Origin of the sequence: Methylobacterium tarhaniae (assembly GCF_001043955.1) — a bacterium.
Taxonomy (GTDB): Bacteria; Pseudomonadota; Alphaproteobacteria; order Rhizobiales; family Beijerinckiaceae; genus Methylobacterium; species Methylobacterium tarhaniae.
This window is the reverse complement of record NZ_LABZ01000165.1, coordinates 48381-63762: the sequence shown is the minus strand read 5'-3', so window position 1 is coordinate 63762 and position 15382 is coordinate 48381. Positions and strand designations below refer to the sequence as shown.

Sequence of the window (15382 nt, the reverse complement as noted above, 5' to 3'; positions counted from 1 at the left end):
GATGCTGACGCATCGATTCGATCTCGGGCAAGCCCGAGATCGACGAGGCCATCGACCCATCCCGAATCGTCGATGCCGAGCCCGCAAGTCCGGGACCTTGGGCCTGGCGGAAATTCGAGAACAGAACCAGAGGTCGTTGTCTTTCGACCTTTGATCTTACAGCGGCGGATGCATCCAGAACTGGGCGATCAGGGCCGCGCCGAGGAACGTGCCGGCATTGGCCATGAACGACACCACCACGATGCGCCAGCCGAGGCGCCGGAAGGCCGGGAAGTCCTTGGCGAGCGACAGGCCCGCGAAGGCGAGGATCGGGGTGGCGAGCGCCAGGAAGTTGATCCGGCCCGTCGCCGCCGCGATCTCGGCGGAGAACGGCGTGCCCGGATAGGTGAGGGCCATGCCGATCAGGGAGACCCACACCACCGCCGGCAGCCGCCGCCCGGCGAGGCGGTACAGGACCTCGCCCACGACCACCGCGCCGACGATGATCGCGGCACCGGTCAGCACCTGCCCGTCCGGCTTCGTGCCATAGGTGAGCCCGTTGCCGATGAGCCCGAACGCCGCCGTGGCGAGCCAGATCAGGACCAGGGCGGGCAGGCCGAAGGCCGGCGCGGCATGGGCCGCCACCGGGGCGGACGGGGCGGGCGCGGTCTCCGTCCGGCCACGGCCGCGGCCGAGGACCGGCTCCAGCACGCCGTAGGCCCAGACCGTGAAGGGCAGGGACAGGAACAGGGTGAAGTAGGTGCCGATGGTGGTGGTGATGAGGTTGCTCGCCGCCGCGAAGGTGGCGACCTCCTTGGCCATCTCGGGCGTCTGCTGCGCCGCAATGGCGCCGGCGGCCGCCGCCATCATGCTGCCGGAGCCGACCCCGGCGCCCATGGCGAGGGCCAGCGGGTTGAAGATGCCGAGGCTGGCGATCAGCCCGGCCAGCACCGCGATGAACACCGCGCCGAACACCGTGCCGGTCAGGTACTCGGCGAGCACGCCGCGCCCCTCGGGCGAATCCATGCCGTAGCGCTCGCCGATGATGGCGAGGCTGGGCTCCCGACCGACCGAGAAGGTGGCGCCGATCGCCTCGCGCTTGAGGCCGAGCAGCAGGGCCACGGGCAGGCCGAACACCATCGTGCCGAAGAAGTGGCCGAATTCCTGGAAGGCGAGGGCCCAGCCGGCGCTCAGGATCTTCGGCAGCGAGCCGCCGACGAGGAGGCCGAGCTTGGCGACGAAGAGCAGGAGCGCCGGTTGCAGGATCGCCCCGGCGGCGTGCTGGAGCGAGACGGGCAGCCGCAAGGCGCGCGGCAGGCGCGGCGCGGCGAGGCCGAGGCCTCCGCCCATCAGCAGGGCCCAGAGCAGGGGCAGGAGGATGATCTTGCCGTGCCCGAGCGGGATGGCGACGTTGCCGATCAGCTCGGCCAGGGTCACCACCACGAGGGCGAGGAGGAACAGGATCAGGATGCCGGCGCGGCCGGCATGGCTTGCGGGTGGGCTTGCGGGCGCGACGGCAGGGCTGCCGGTCGCCAGGGTGGCGCTCGTCATCGAACAATCTCCGGTGCGGGGGACGGTCCGGAGGGGCCGCCCCCCGGACCGGGAGGGATCAGGCGCCTACGCCGGGGGCGTAGCCGAAGGAGGCGGCGGGAGCGGCGGCGGTCTCGACCCAGACGCTCTTGACCTGGGTGTATTCGTGCAGCGCCTCGAGGCCGCTGGAACGCCCGTAGCCGCTGCGCCCCGAGCCGCCGAAGGGCGAGGAGACGTGGATGGTCTTGTAGGCGTTGATCCAGAAGGTGCCGGCCCGCACCGCCGCCGCGACCCGGTGGGCGCGGCCGACATCGCGGGTCCAGACCGCGCCGGCGAGGCCGAATTCGGAATCGTTGGCGATGGCGACCGCCTCCTCTTCCGTATCGAACGGGATCACCGTCACGACGGGCCCGAAGATCTCGGTGCGGGCGCAATCCATGGCATTGTCGGCCTGGGCCAGGATCGTCGGGCGCACGTAGAAGCCGCCCTCCGCCGGGGTGCCGTCGCTGCCGGCGGCGAGCTGCGCGCCCTGATCGAGGCCGCCGCGGATCATCGCCAGCACGTGCCGGTACTGGGTGGCGTTGTTGATCGGCCCGATTTCGGTCTCGGGGTCGAGGGGATCGCCGACGCGGATGCGCTCCGCGCCCGCCGCCAGCATGGCGACGAGGCGGTCATAGACCGGGCGCTCGACGAGGAGCCGCGAGCCGGCGACGCAGGACTGGCCGGCGCCGGCGAAGATCGCGGCTTGCGCGCCGAGGCAGGCCCGCTCCAGGTCGGCATCGGCGAAGACGATGTTGGCCGACTTGCCGCCGAGTTCGAGCACACAGGGCTTCAGGTGGCGCGCCGCAGCCTCGGCGATCTTCGTGCCGGTGGCCGGCGAGCCGACGAAGACCACCTTCGTCACCGTCTTTTCGGCCAAAGCCGCCTGGCCGGTGGTGTGGCCGTAGCCGGCAAGCACGTTGACGACGCCCGCGGGCAGCCCGGCCCGCTCGGCGAGCGCCGCCACCGCGAGCGAGGTCAGGGGGGTGAGTTCCGAGGGCTTGAGCAGCACCGCGTTGCCGGCGGCGAGCGCCGGAGCGAGCTGCCAGCCGCAGGTGAAGACCGGGGCGTTCCAGGGGGTGATCTGCAGCACCACGCCGAGGGGCTCGCGGCGCGTATAGTTGAGGTGGCTGGTCGGGACCGGGATCACCTCGCCGTGCAGCTTGTCGGCCCAGCCGGCATAATACTCGAACATCTCGGCGACCTTGGTCGCCTCGACGCGGCAATCGCGGATCGGCTTGCCGGCATTCAGCGCCTCGAGCCGGGCGAGGGGCTCGATCTCGGCCCGGATGGCGCGGGCGATCTCCTGCATCACCCGGCCGCGGGCGGCGCCGGTCAGCGCCGCCCAGCGGACCTGGCCGGCCTCGGCCGCACGGGCGGCCTCGGCCACCACTTCGGGGCCGGCATCCGGATACTCGGCCAGCAGCAGGCCGGTGGCGGGATCGACGAGGCGCACCGGCTCGCCGGTGCCGGGGACGATGCGGCCGTCGACCCAGGACCCGATCTGGGTCGTCTCGGGGAAGAAGGGGCGCAGGAGGGCGGCGAGCGCCTGCGGGCGGGTCTCGGTCATGATGGGATCTCCCGGGTTCAGGCGAGCTGGAGCTTGACGATGGCGTTGAAGTCGCCGTCGTCCGGGATCCCGGCGCTCTCGCGCCACAGCCGGCCGACCTGGGCGGCGAGCGGCAGGTCGAGGTCGAGGGCGCCGATCAGGCCCTCGGCGAGACGCACGTCCTTGCGCATCAGCTTCATGGTGAAGCCGGAATCGAAGGCGCCGTTGAGCACCCAGGTCGGGAAGTTGACCTGCGTGACGCCGCTGCGGCCCGAGCCCGCATTGATCCCGGCGAGCAGGCGCTCCGGATCGACCCCGGCCTCAGCGGCCATGCGCACCGCTTCCGCCGCGGTGATCAGGTGGGCGGCGCAGAGCAGGTTGTTGGCGAGCTTGGTGACGTGGCCGGCGCCGACGCCGCCGACATGGACCCGCGTCGCGCTCATGGCCGCCAGGACCGGCTCGGCGAGGGCCACCGCCGCGTCGCTGCCGCCGATCACCATCGTGAGGGTGGCGGCATGCGCGCCCTTCGGGCCGCCGCTCACCGGCGCGTCGATCAGCGCGAGGCCGGCGGGCTCGAGCGCCGCCGCGATCCGCCGCGTGACCTTCGGGTCCGAGGTCGAGGTGTCGACGATCAGGAGGCCGGCCTTCGCGCCGTGGAGCGGTCCGTCAGGGCCCAGAAGCACCGCCTCCACCACCTCGGGGGTCGGCAGCGACAGCACCACCGCGTCGCAGTCCCGCCACAGCGCCGAGGGCGTGGCGGCGACCGTGATGCCGTCCGCTTCCAGGGCCGCGCGGGCACCGGGTGCGGGGTCGTAGCCCATCACCGTGAAGCCGCCCCGCCGCAGCGAGAGGGCCATGCCCCGGCCCATGTTGCCGAGCCCGATGACGCCGATCGTCCGCATGTCCGCTCTCTCCCGGATCGGCGCCGGATCCCTGCCGCGGCGCCCTCTGGGAACCGGAGACTGGGGCAGCACGGCGTTGAGCGGAACGACGTTGGCCGGTATTTTGCGTTGACTTACCGGCAACGCACCCGGTGGGCGGGAGGGAAGAACCGATGCATCACAGCCTCGACGAGCGCTGCCTGCGCTACCTCGCGGAGGCCGTCGGCTGCGGCTCGGTCCGCGCGGCGGCCGACAAGCTCAACGTCAACGCCTCGGCGGTGAGCCGCCAGATCGTCCAGATGGAGGGGCAGCTCGCCACGCCGCTGATCGAGCGCCACCACCGCGGGGTGCGGGCGACCCCGGCCGGCTCGCTCCTCCTCGATTATTACCGGCGCCAGACCTCCGACCGGGAGGACATCCTGGCCAAGCTCACCGAGCTGAAGGGCCTGCGCCGGGGGCATATCGACGTGGTCTTAGGGGAGGGCTTCATCGGCGACCTGATGTCGGGCCTGCTCCAGGGCTTCTGGGCCCGCCACCCCGACCTGACCATGACCCTCGACCTGGCGGCGACCAACGACGTGGTGCGCCGGGTCGTCGAGGACGAGGCGCATCTCGGCCTCGTCTACAACCCGCCGCCGGAGCCGCGCCTGCGCACCCACCTGGCGATGCCGCATCCGATCCGGGTGCTGGTGCGGGCCGACCATCCGCTCGCCGCCCATCCGGACGCGGTCCGGCTGGCCGACCTCGCCGGCCACCGCCTCGGCACGATGCACCCGGCCTACGGCATCCGGCAGATCATCGCGGCGGCCGAGCGGGCGGAGGGCGTGCGGCTCGATCCGGCGCTGATCACCGGCTCGATCGGCGTGCTCAAGCAATTCGCCGCCTCGGGCACCGGCGTGACGCTGCTGCCGGCCTTCTGCGCCGCACAGGAGATCGCCGACGGCGTTCTGGTGGCCCTGCCCCTCGCCGATCCGGGCCTCGACGGCGTCGAGGCCCGGATCGTCACCCGCCTCGGCCGCCAGCTCTCGCCGGCCGCGGCCAAGCTGCTCCAGCACCTCGCCAGGGGGATGGCGGAGAGAGGGATGGCGGGGGAGGAGCAGGACGGGCCGCGCGGTTCGTCCCGTTCACGGTAGGGCGGGTTCGGGCGGCACGGACGATGTCCGAGCAGGACCGCCTCGCCGCACTCCGCCGGCTCGAGCGGCAATGGACGCGCGAGATCGCCGACCAGGCGATCCGCCTGATGGGCGATCCCGCCACCCGGGCCGAGGCGCGGCGGATCGAGGCCACGGGCACCGGCAAGGCCCTGGTGGACGCGATCCGGGCCAACAAGGTCGGCGAAATCACGGCCGTCGAGCACGGGCTGCTCGAACGGCGCGCCGAGACCTCCGGTGCCGGCCGGCCAGACGGCCCGGGCCACCGAGGAGATTACCGGGCAGATCGCGGCGATCCAGGCCACCACCGGCCAGGCGGCCGTCGCGATCGGCCAGGTCGCCGCACGGATCGAGGAGATCGCAGGGGTCGCGACCTCGATCGCGGCGGCGGTGGAGGAGCAGGGGGCGGCGACTCAGGAGATCGTCCGCAACGTCTCCCAGGCGGCCCCAGGGCACCGGCGAGGTGACGGGCAACATCGCCGGGGTGGCGGGCGCGGCGGAGGAGGCCGGCGCGGCGGCGAGCCAGGTGCTGGGCGCCGCGAGCGAGCTGTCGCGCCAGTCCGAGCATCTCGCCGCCGAGGTGCATCGTTTCCTCGATACGGTGCGGGCCGCCTGACCGGCCACGGCGATGCCGGAGGATCAGTGGGGGGCGTCCCGTGTCTCCCCGGCCGGCGCCGGCGTGCCGAACGCCGCCCGGAAATCCGGCAGCGCCAGTTCGTGCAGGAGGTCGCGCAGCAAACCCGCCCGCTCGGGGCCGAAGGCGGCGTCGAACCGGTCCTGGGCGGCTCGCCACAGCGGCGTCGCCTCCGCGAGCTTGGCGGCGCCGGACGCCGTCAGGGCGATGCGCCGCGCCCGCCGGTCCTGCGGGTCGGGCACCACGCTGACATAGCCGTCGCGGGTCAGGGGCTTGAGGGTGTGGGCGAGCCCCGAGAGGTCCATCACCATCGCCTCGGCCAGTTCGCCCATGGTCGGGGTGCCGAGGCGGCGGATCGTCCCGAGCAGACCGTACTGCGTCGTGCGCAGGCCGCTCGGCGCCAGGGCGTCGTCGTAGAGCTGCCCGACGCTGCGCGTCGCCCGGCGCAGGGCCGCGTTGCTGCAACGGGTCGGTTGGATCGTCACGCACGCCTCCCGCCCCGCCGCCGCGGGGCCGCACCCAGATATGCGGCCTTCCCGGCCCCGCCGCAATGCAGGCTCCCTCGCCGGGGCCCCATCTGCGCCGATGGTCGCGGGCCGGAGGGTGGAGACGGCGTGCCCGCCTCCGCTATATGGGGCGACGGGGATGAGGCGGATGCGCGCGAGGCCGCGCGACGCCCGTGCGGATGGAGAGGAATGGCGGATCCCGGACACGTCCCGGACCTCGTCGCGGAGAACGCGCGGTTGCGCGCCGCCCTGGCGGCGTCGGAGCGGGCGCGGGCCGCGGCCGAGGCGGCCCTGCACCTCGCGCGAGGTGACGAGCAGGCGACCGCCGCCCTCCCGGCGGCCCGGCGCCGCGCGGTCGAGGGCGGCTTCCTGGTCGATCCGCGCCTGCGCACCGCCCTCGACATCGAGACCGTCGGGGCGATCGTCTTCGACATGGCCGGCCGGGTGCTGGAGGCCAACGACACCTTCCTGGCGATGAGCGGCTACGACCGCGACGACCTGGAGCGGGGCCTGCTCTCGGGCCGCACCCTGGTGCCGCCGGAATGGCAGGCCGTCTCCCGGCGCGTCATCGCCGAGCTCCAGGCGTGGGGCCGCTCGGACTCGACCGAGCGCGAATACCTGCGCAAGGATGGCTCGCGGTTCTGGGGCCTGTGCGCGGCGACCCTCCTCGACGACGGCACCGGCTTCGAGTTCATCATCGACATCACCGGCCGGCGGCAGGCCGAGGAAGCGCTGCGGTGCAGCGAGGCGCGCTACCGCACGCTGTTCGAGGCGATTGATGCCGGTTTCTGCATCATCGCCCTGCGCTTCTCCGAGGACGGCCGGGCGGAGGATTACCGTTTCCTGGAGGTGAACCCCGCCTTCGCGCGCCATACCGGCCTCGAGGACGCGGCCGGGCGCTGGATGCGCGGGCTCGCCCCCGGCCACGAGCAGCATTGGTACGACATCTACGGCCGGGTGGCGCTGACGGGCGAGTCGGTGCGCTTCGTCCAGCCGGCCCGGTCGCTGGGCGAGCGCTGGTACGAGGTGCACGCCTTCCGGGTCGACGCGCCGGAGGCCCGGCACGTCGCGATCCTGTTCAACGACATCACCGCCCAGCGCCGGCTCGAGGAAGCCCTGCGCGGCCTCAACGAGACCCTCGAGCGCCAGGTCGCGGCCCGCACCGCCGAGCGTGACCGGATCTGGCAGGTGAGCCGCGACATGCTGGGGGTGGCCGGCGCGGACGGGGTCTGGCTCAGCGTCAATCCGGCCTGGACGGCGATCCTGGGCTGGCAGCCCGAGGAGGTGGTGGGACGCACCTCTTCCTGGCTCGAGCACCCGGACGACCAGGACCGGACCCGGACCGAGATCCGGCGCCTCGGCTCCGGCGAGCCGACCCTGTCGTTCGAGAACCGGTTCCGCACCCGGGACGGAGCCTACCGCACCCTGTCGTGGCGGGCGGTGCCGTTCGAGGGCAACCTGTACTGCGTCGCCCGCGACGTGACCGAGCAGCGCGAGCGGGCGCAACGCCTCCTCCAGGCCGAGGAGGCCTTGCGGCAGTCGCAGAAGATGGAGGCGGTGGGCCAGCTCACCGGCGGCGTGGCGCACGACTTCAACAACCTTCTCACGATCATCCGCTCGTCGGTGGACTTCCTGCGCCGGCCGGAACTGCCGGAGGCGCGCAAGCGCCGCTACCTCGATGCGGTCTCCGACACGGTCGATCGCGCCGCCAAGCTCACCGGCCAGCTCCTCGCCTTCGCCCGCCGCCAGGCGCTCGCGCCCGAGGTCTTCGACGTCGTCGCCCGCCTCCAGGGCGTGGCCGACATGCTGGATACGGTCACGGGTGCGCGCATCCGAGTGGTGACGAAAAGCCCCGACCGGCCGTGCTTCGTGCGCGCCGACCTGAGCCAGTTCGAGACGGCCTTGATCAACATGGCGGTCAATGCCCGCGACGCGATGGACGGGGAGGGGACGCTGACCCTGTGCGTCGCCTGCGGGGCGGAGAAGCCCGAGATCCGCGGCCATGCCGCCGCCAAGGGCCCCTTCGCGGCGATCTCTCTCACCGATACCGGCACCGGCATGAGCCCGGCGGTGATCGACAAAATCTTCGAGCCGTTCTTCACCACCAAGGAGGTCGGCAAGGGCACGGGCCTGGGGCTCAGCCAGGTCTTCGGCTTCGCGAAGCAGTCGGGCGGCGACGTCGACGTGACGAGCCGGCCGGGGGAGGGCTCCACCTTCGTCCTCTACCTGCCCGAGGTGGCGGCGCCCGCCGCTCCGGCCCGGCCGGCGCCCCCGGACGAGGGCCTGGCGCCGGCCCGCGCCGGCCAGCGGGTGCTCCTCGTCGAGGACAATGTCGGCGTCGGCCGCTTCGCCGCGCAGATCCTCGACGACCTCGGCTACGTCACCACCTGGGTGACCAATGCCGAGGCGGCCCTCGACGTGCTGGCGCGGGATGCCGGCTACGATGCGGTCTTCTCCGACGTGGTGATGCCCGGCATGGGCGGCATCGAGCTCGCAAAGCTCCTACGCCGGCGCCATCCCGGCCTGCCGGTGCTGCTCACGTCCGGCTACAGCCACGTGCTGGCGCAGGAGGGCTCCCACGGCGTCCCGCTGCTGCACAAGCCGTACTCGGCCGAGCAGCTCTCGCGGATGCTGGCGAGCGCGATCGGGCAAAGGCGGGCACGGGCGCCGGCGGGCTGAAACATCAGGAACGCCGCCCGGCGAAGCTCCGCCGGTAGGCGGCCGGGCTGGTGCCGAGGCGGCTGCGGAAATGGTGGCGCAGGCCGGCCGGATTGCGAAAGCCGCTCGCCGCGGCGATGTCGGCGAGGGACACCCGCTCCGGCCGTTCCAGCATCTCCCGGGCGAGGCGCAGCCGCTCGGCGATGATCCACTCGCCCGGCGGCAGGCCGGTCGCCGCGAGGAAGCGGCGCTGGAAGGTGCGCAGGCTCATGCCGGCGAGGCGTGCCATCGCGGCGAGCGGCCGGTCCTCGTGGAGGCGCGCCCGCATCGCGTCGATCACCGGCCCGAGGCGGGCCGCCTCGCGCTCGCGCAGGACCGGCGCCTCGATGAACTGGGCCTGGCCGCCCTCCCGGTGCGGCGGCACGACGAGGCGGCGCGCGACGCGGTTGGCGAGGTCAGGCCCGAAATCGCCGCGCACGACGTGGAGGCACAGGTCGATTCCGGCGGCGCTGCCGGCGGCGGTCAGGATACGGCCCTCGTCGACGTAGAGCACGCCCGGATCGAGAGCGATGGCGGGGTGGCGGGCCGCGATGGCCTCGGCGTAGCGCCAATGGGTCGTGGCCCGGCGCCCGTCCAAGAGCCCGGTCGCCGCCAGCACCGTGAGCCCCGAGCACAGCGACATCAGCCGGGCACCGCGGGCGTGGGCCGCCGTGAGTGCGCGGACGAGGTCCGGCGGGACCGGCGCGTCGATCGCGCGCCAGCCCGGCACGACGACGAGGTCGGCCTCGTCCAGGACTGCGAGCCCGCCCTCGACCGCGACCGTCAGGCCGCCCGCGGCGCGCAACGGGCCGGGCTCCGCCGCACAGACCGCGTAGCGGTACCAGTGCGAGCCCGCCTCGGGCCGCGGCAGCCCGAACACCTCGTAGGCGACGCCGAACTCGAAGGTGCACAGCCCGTCATAGGCCAGCACCGCCACACGCGGGCCGGATGGGGTGCTCGGGAAGGCGCAAGGCTCGGGCACGCTCTCGTTTGGCACGATCTCGACGCAGAAAGGCAGGCAGCCCGGTCTCGGGCCGGCGGTGGAGGCCGCAGGATAAGGTGGTCCCCAGACGAAAGCGAAGCCTCCCTCGATGTCGAACCCCGTCACCGCCATCCCGCCTGCGCCCGCCGCCGAGGTCGCGGCGCATTACGCCCGCCGCCTGGCCTTCGAGACCGACTGCGCCGATGTGCGCGCCGCCTCGGAAACGGCAGCGCCCGGCTTCGTGCTCCTCGACGTACGCGGGCCGCAGGCCTACGCCCGGGGCCACGTCCCCGGCGCCATCAACCTGCCGCGGGGCAAGATGACGCCCCGGCGCATGGCCGAGTGGCCGGCCGGCACGCTGTTCGTGGTCTATTGCGCCGGCCCGCATTGCAACGGCGCCGACAAGGCCGCCCTGCACCTCGCCGAACTCGGCCTGCCCGTAAAGCTGATGATCGGGGGGATCACCGGATGGGAGGACGAGGGGTTCGCGCTTGCCGAGGGGTGAGCCTGCGGGGCCGCCTGACCCGGCCAGGGACCGGCCGCCGTGACCTCTCTGGCCTCCGCCCGGGACCGCCGGTATGCCATGTCACGGCTCGTCTCGTTGCCGGAGATGTCACAAGACCGGCGGCCACTTTTGCGAAATCTGCTCAGAAGGCGAGGTGGACCTTGATGGCCCGGCTGCGGTCGGCAGCCAGCGCGAAGGCCTCGTCGGCCCGGGACATCGGCATCTCGGCCGACAGGATCGGCCCGACGTCGATCCGGCCGGCGGCGAGGAGGGCGATGGCGGTGCGGTATTCCTCGTGGAAGCGGAACGCGCCGACGAAGTCGATCTCGCGGGCCATCAGGAGGTTGGCCGGCACCGGCACGTCGCCCGGCGGCATCATGCCGAGCTGCACCACCCGGCCGCCGGGCCGCACCACCCGGAACAGCGAAGCGAGGGCCGCGGGGGCGCCGGTGGCCTCCAGCGCCACGTCGAAGGTGCCCTTGTCGGCCTCGTAGGCCGCCAGCCGCTCCGGCTCGGCGGCGACGTTGATGGTCTCCGCGGCGCCGATCTCCCGGGCGATGGCCAGCGGCGCATCGGACAGATCCGTGCAGACGATCCGGCGCGCGCCGGCGAGCGTCGCCGCCATCAGGCACAGGAGGCCGATCGGCCCGGCCCCCGCGATGAGGACGTGGCGGCCCAGAAGCTCGCCCGCCCGCCTGACACCGTGCAACGCCACCGCCAGCGGCTCGCCGCAGGCCGCGACCCGCATCGGCATCGAGTCCGGCACCACCACGCATTGGTCGGCCCGGGCGAGGAAGAGCTCGCTGAACCCGCCCTGGACATGCGGAAAGATCGCCGCCGAGCCGAAGAAGCGCATGTTGCGGCAGAGGTTCGAGCGGCCGGCGCGACAGTAGTCGCACGACAGGCACGGCCGGCTCGGATCGACCGCGACCCGGTCGCCGGGCTTCACGCTCGCGACCGCCGCCCCGACCCGGGTCACCGTGCCGGCGACCTCGTGGCCGAGCACCATCGGCTCGCGGAGCGAGAAATCGCCGACCCGGCCCTTGCCGTAATAGGACAGGTCCGAGCCGCAGATGCCGCCGGCGCCCAAAGCCACCACGACCTCGTCCGCCTCCGGCTCGCGCAAGGTGATCGCCTCGACCCGCAGGTCCTTGGCGGCGTGGATGCGCGCAGCCAGCGTCATGGACGTCGTCTCCTCCGGTATCGGCTCCCGGGTGGCCCATGGGCCGGCGCCGGGATGCCGCTTGCTTTGGTCCCGGCACCATGGTTCCTTCGCGGCAGGAGCGCAACCGCGGGAGCCATCTTCACAGGCCGCCACCGGAGCGCCGAAGGAGAGGAAGCGCCGGTGTCGACCGCCTTGTTCGATCTGTCGGGCCGCCGTGCCCTGGTGACCGGTTCCAGCCAGGGCATCGGCTTGTCGCTGGCGCTCGGCCTCGGCCGCGCCGGGGCGGCGATCGTGCTGAACGGGCGCGACGCGGCCAAGCTCGACGGCGCGGTGGCGCAGCTGCGGAGCGAGGGCATCGCCACGGAGGCCGCCGCCTTCGACGTCTCCGACGCGGGGGCGGTCAAGGCGGGCATCGACCGGATCGAGGCCGGGATCGGCCCCCTCGATATCCTCGTCAACAATGCCGGCATCCAGCGCCGCGCGCCGCTCGAAGACTACCCCGTCGAGACCTGGCACGAGCTGATGCGGATCAACCTCGACAGCGTGTTCTATGTCGGCCAGGCGGTGGCCCGGCACATGATCGCGCGCAAGCGCGGCAAGATCATCAACATCGCCAGCCTGCAGAGCGAGGCGGCGCGCTACTCTATCGCCCCCTACACCGCCTCGAAAGGCGCGGTGAAGAACCTGACCAAGGGCATGTGCACCGACTGGGCCCGCCACGGCCTCCAGGTGAACGGCATCGGCCCGGGCTACTTCGCCACGCCCCTGAACCAGGCGCTGATCGAGAATCCCGAATTCGACGCCTGGCTGAAGACCCGCACCCCGGCCGGGCGCTGGGGCCGGGTGGAGGAGCTGCAGGGGGCGGCGATCTTCCTGGCCTCGTCGGCGTCCGACTTCGTCAACGGGCAGATCATCTACGTGGATGGGGGCGTGCTGGCGACGCTGTGAGGGGCGCCCGCCTCCTCGTCGTCAGGGCTGCGCGCGGCTCGGCGCCCGGTCCGCCGGCACCCGGCCGAAGGGCAGCATCAGGTTGCGGGCCGCCGCCGCGACCGCCGCGAGGTCGCGGGACCCGTGCATCAGGTCGATCTCGCCGCGCTGCTGGTGGCGGATGGCGTGGGAGAGGAGGCGCACCCGCGGGTCGCCGGCCCGGGCGAGGGCCTCGTCGGCCATCCGCACCGCGCCCGCATGGTGGCGGCTCATCAGGGTGACGAAGAGCGGGTCGAAGTCGCGCCCCCCGCTGCGGCGCAGGGCCTCGACCTCGTCGGGACGCGCCATCCCGGGCATCGCCTCCCGCTCCTGCGGCGTGCAGAGGGACGAGAGGGCCGGGAACCAGCTGTCCCACCACTGCACCATCACGGCGATCTCGCCGTTCTGCGCCGCGACCATCAGCGCGGCGAGGGCGCGCAGATGCGGGTCCTCGGCCCGCTCCACCGCCAGGGCCGCGAGCTGCGCGCCCTGCGCGTGGTGCTCGATCATCCGCCGCAGGGTGCTCTGGTCGTGGGCGGCCTCGTCGCCGAGATGCGGCACCTCCCAGCCGAGCCAGCCGAGGACCGCCAGGACGCCGAGACCCGAGGCCCCCGCCGCCGCGAGGCCGGCCCACACGGCCGCGAAGTCCCGGTGCGGCGAGGGCCGGCGTTCCTCGATCCAATCGCGCAGAGATGGGAACAGCGGGTAGATCGAGGCCGAGGCCAGGTGGACCAGGAAGCCGATCCAGTAGGGCTGCGCGAGGGTGAAGATCGGCTGGCGGAACGGCAGCAGCGGCACCAGCATGACCCATTCGAGAAACGAGGTCAGGAGTGCCCAGGGCCCGCACAGGACCAGCAGGGTCGCGGGCGACAATCCCGCCGTCCAACGGCCGAGGAGCCCGAAGAACACCAGCGCCCAGGAGACATCCGCCCATTGGTGGAACAGGATGCCGGCTGCGACGACCGGCCAGGTCGGCTCGGGCGAGAGCGCGGCGTCGCGCAGCGGGATCGCCGCCACCACCATCCAGTCCACCGTCGCATCCCGGCCGATGCGGGCGGCGGTGAGCTGGCTCACCAGGGTCGAGAAGGTGCTGCTGATGAGCCCGAGCAGGGCGGCGGCGCGCCAGGCGGAGCCGGGTCCGGGGGGCCGGATGGGCATCGTGCGGAGGGGCATCGTGACGAGGCGCTTCCGTGCGGGATCCTGCTACCCTCCATAGGGGATGGGAGCTTGGCGCCACGACAGCCTATGTTGCCCCTTCGCCTCGTCACTCGGATCCGCGGATCATCGGCCCGCGGGCCGTGAACCAAACCATGGTGCGGCGCGTTGTAGCTGGCCCCAAGGTTTGCACTGCGACATGTCCAGCTCCCGCTTCGTCAAGACCGACGCCGTCCCCTCCTCGCTCCCCGGGCCCTTCGCCCCGGTCCTCACCGGCGTCTCGCGCGGGTTGCAGGATCTGTTTCCCCCGGTCGACCTGCCCCGGGCCGCGCGCGTCGCGCAGGCGGAGGACGATCAGGACGCCGTCGCCCCGGTGCTGCGGCACCGCCAGGCGCCGGAGCCGCGGCCGAGCTGAGCGTCCGCCCGGCCCCGTCCGGAGCATGGCGCCGACGCAGGCAAGGCGCGGGTGCAAGGTGCGGGCCGTCCCACGCCTTGCACCCGCGCCTTGCAAAGGCCTCGCTCCTCGACCGGCCGCAACGCGGCCGGCCCGACGGTCACGCCGCCGCGAAGGCCCGCAGCACCGCGTCCGCTGCCTCCCGGGTCGTCGCCGTTCCCTTGAGGTCGCGGGTGCGGGAGGCGGGCTCGCGGAGTGCCGTCTCGATCGCCGCCACGATGGCGTTGGCCGCCTCCACCTCGCCGAGATGCTCCAGCATCATCGCGGCGGTCCAGATCTGGCCGACCGGGTTGGCGATGCCCTGACCCGCGATGTCCGGCGCCGAGCCGTGGACGGGCTCGAACAGCGAGGGGAAGCGCCCCTCCGGGTTGATGTTGGCCGAGGGCGCGATGCCGATCGTGCCGGTGCAGGCGGGGCCGAGATCCGACAGGATGTCGCCGAACAGGTTCGAGCCGACCACCACGTCGAACCGGTCCGGGTTCAGCACGAAATGCGCGGTCAGGATGTCGATGTGGTACTTGTCGCGCCGCACCTCGGGGTAGCGCTCGCCCATCGCCTCGACCCGCTGGTCCCAGTACGGCATCGTGATGGCGATGCCGTTGGACTTGGTGGCCGAGGTCAGGTGCTTCTTCGGCCGGGACTGGGCGAGGTCGAAGGCGAATTTCAGGATCCGGTCGACGCCGTGACGGCTCATCACCGTCTCCTGGATCACGATCTCCCGCTCGGTACCCGGATACATCGTGCCGCCGACCGACGAGTACTCGCCCTCGGTGTTCTCGCGCACGACGTAGAAGTCGATGTCGCCGGGCTCGCGGCCGGCGAGGGGGCAGGGGACGCCCGGCATCAGCCGAACCGGGCGCAGGTTGACGTATTGGTCGAACTCGCGCCGGAATTGCAGGAGCGAGCCCCAGAGCGAGACGTGGTCCGGCACGGTGGCCGGCCAGCCGACGGCGCCGAAGAAGATCGCGTCGGCCGGGGTCAGCAGCTCCTTCCAGTTCGCCGGCAGCATCGTGCCGTGCTCGGCGTAGTAGTCGCAGGAGCCGAAGGCGTGGTGCTGCAGGTCGAGGCGAAAGCCGAATTTCTCGGCGGCGGATTCGAGGATGCGGACGCCCTCCGGCACCACTTCCTTGCCGATGCCGTCGCCGGGAATGACGGCGATGCGGTAGGTCTTGGCTGTGTCGCGCATGTC

13 protein-coding genes and 1 pseudogene are annotated in these 15382 nt (G+C 72.8%); 6 read left to right on the top strand and 8 right to left on the bottom strand.

Annotation, left to right across the window (positions count from 1 at the left end):
• Positions 1–156: 156 nt before the first annotated feature.
• From VQ03_RS21935 to VQ03_RS21925, 3 genes are read right to left on the bottom strand one after another with little or no spacing between them, the layout of a single operon-like run.
• On the bottom strand, positions 157–1530 hold the full coding sequence (locus tag VQ03_RS21935; protein WP_083468147.1) for a DUF3100 domain-containing protein: 1374 nt from the start codon (positions 1528–1530) through the stop codon (positions 157–159).
• Between the two features lie 58 nt (positions 1531–1588).
• Positions 1589–3118, bottom strand: a complete 1530-nt coding sequence (locus VQ03_RS21930; protein ID WP_048453030.1) for an aldehyde dehydrogenase family protein — start codon at positions 3116–3118, stop codon at positions 1589–1591.
• A 17-nt stretch (positions 3119–3135) separates the two neighbouring features.
• Entirely contained in the window at positions 3136–3999 is an 864-nt protein-coding gene (locus VQ03_RS21925) for an NAD(P)-dependent oxidoreductase (RefSeq protein ID WP_048453029.1), read from the bottom strand.
• A gap of 152 nt (positions 4000–4151) precedes the next feature.
• Here VQ03_RS21925 and VQ03_RS21920 point away from each other — a divergent pair, with 152 nt between their 5' ends.
• Together VQ03_RS21920 and VQ03_RS32145 are read left to right on the top strand one after the other, a co-directional pair.
• The gene (locus VQ03_RS21920; protein ID WP_048453028.1) at positions 4152–5111 is read left to right on the top strand and encodes a LysR family transcriptional regulator; all 960 of its coding nucleotides are present in this window, start codon (positions 4152–4154) and stop codon (positions 5109–5111) included.
• A gap of 261 nt (positions 5112–5372) precedes the next feature.
• Positions 5373–5745: pseudogene (locus VQ03_RS32145) on the top strand (methyl-accepting chemotaxis protein); the annotation flags it as partial.
• Between the two features lie 23 nt (positions 5746–5768).
• On the opposite strand, the gene VQ03_RS21915 reads toward VQ03_RS32145, so the two are convergent.
• Positions 5769–6248: a MarR family winged helix-turn-helix transcriptional regulator gene (locus tag VQ03_RS21915; protein WP_048453027.1), complete on the bottom strand. Its 480-nt coding sequence runs from the start codon at positions 6246–6248 to the stop codon at positions 5769–5771.
• 210 nt (positions 6249–6458) lie between these two features.
• On the opposite strand from VQ03_RS21915, the gene VQ03_RS21910 reads away from it, so the two are divergent.
• A complete protein-coding gene (locus VQ03_RS21910; protein ID WP_048453026.1) occupies positions 6459–8948 on the top strand; it encodes a hybrid sensor histidine kinase/response regulator in 2490 nt (829 codons plus the stop codon).
• A gap of 4 nt (positions 8949–8952) precedes the next feature.
• Here VQ03_RS21910 and ftrA read toward each other — a convergent pair whose 3' ends face one another.
• The gene (gene ftrA, locus VQ03_RS21905) at positions 8953–9984 is read right to left on the bottom strand and encodes a transcriptional regulator FtrA (protein WP_048453037.1); all 1032 of its coding nucleotides are present in this window, start codon (positions 9982–9984) and stop codon (positions 8953–8955) included.
• Between the two features lie 73 nt (positions 9985–10057).
• Between ftrA and VQ03_RS21895 the strand changes: the two genes are divergently transcribed.
• Positions 10058–10453: a rhodanese-like domain-containing protein gene (locus tag VQ03_RS21895; protein ID WP_048453024.1), complete on the top strand. Its 396-nt coding sequence runs from the start codon at positions 10058–10060 to the stop codon at positions 10451–10453.
• Between the two features lie 142 nt (positions 10454–10595).
• Here the strand turns inward: VQ03_RS21895 and VQ03_RS21890 are convergent, their stop codons facing one another.
• Complete coding sequence (locus VQ03_RS21890; RefSeq protein WP_048453023.1) at positions 10596–11636, bottom strand: L-idonate 5-dehydrogenase; 1041 nt, start codon at positions 11634–11636, stop codon at positions 10596–10598.
• Between the two features lie 162 nt (positions 11637–11798).
• On the opposite strand from VQ03_RS21890, the gene VQ03_RS21885 reads away from it, so the two are divergent.
• Positions 11799–12566, top strand: coding sequence for an SDR family oxidoreductase (locus VQ03_RS21885; RefSeq protein WP_048453022.1), 768 nt, complete (start codon positions 11799–11801; stop codon positions 12564–12566).
• A 21-nt stretch (positions 12567–12587) separates the two neighbouring features.
• Here VQ03_RS21885 and VQ03_RS21880 read toward each other — a convergent pair whose 3' ends face one another.
• Entirely contained in the window at positions 12588–13742 is a 1155-nt protein-coding gene (locus VQ03_RS21880; protein WP_053078692.1) for a DUF305 domain-containing protein, read from the bottom strand.
• 196 nt (positions 13743–13938) lie between these two features.
• Between VQ03_RS21880 and VQ03_RS21875 the strand changes: the two genes are divergently transcribed.
• Positions 13939–14154 carry a hypothetical protein gene (locus tag VQ03_RS21875; RefSeq protein ID WP_048453020.1) on the top strand — a complete coding sequence of 72 codons (216 nt, stop codon included), beginning with the start codon at positions 13939–13941 and terminating at the stop codon, positions 14152–14154.
• Positions 14155–14293: 139 nt separating this feature from the next.
• Here the strand turns inward: VQ03_RS21875 and VQ03_RS21870 are convergent, their stop codons facing one another.
• Positions 14294–15379 carry a tartrate dehydrogenase gene (locus tag VQ03_RS21870; protein ID WP_048453019.1) on the bottom strand — a complete coding sequence of 362 codons (1086 nt, stop codon included), beginning with the start codon at positions 15377–15379 and terminating at the stop codon, positions 14294–14296.
• Positions 15380–15382: the final 3 nt, after the last annotated feature.